Source organism: Priestia sp. SIMBA_032 (genome assembly GCF_046535215.1).
GTDB classification, from domain to species: Bacteria; Bacillota; Bacilli; order Bacillales; family Bacillaceae_H; genus Priestia; species Priestia aryabhattai.
Window position 1 is genome coordinate 1 of sequence record NZ_JAWRXD010000481.1, and the last position, 279, is coordinate 279.

The 279-nt window shown below is 41.2% G+C and carries 1 protein-coding gene; it reads right to left on the reverse strand.

The window, feature by feature from the left end:
• Window positions 1-279 (reverse strand): tRNA (adenosine(37)-N6)-threonylcarbamoyltransferase complex dimerization subunit type 1 TsaB (gene tsaB / locus SB717_RS35225; RefSeq protein WP_410907551.1); only part of this gene is annotated, 279 nt, incomplete at both ends.

Here is a 279-nt window from a genome sequence, read left to right on the forward strand (position 1 = left end):
GTTAGCACCGTTTGCAGCTACTACCTCTAAACTTGATACACCTACAATTGGTATTTGAAGTGACCAAGCTAATGTTTTTGCCGCTGTCACGCCTATGCGAACACCTGTATATGATCCAGGTCCAGCAGCTACTACGATTTTAGTTAATTCCTTCGGTTTTACACCACATTCTTTTAACAGTTGCTCTACAGCTGGCATAAGACGTACAGAATGGTTTTTCGTCAAATTTGTAATGATTTCCCCAATCACGTTTCCTTCCTCAATAAGGGATACACCCAT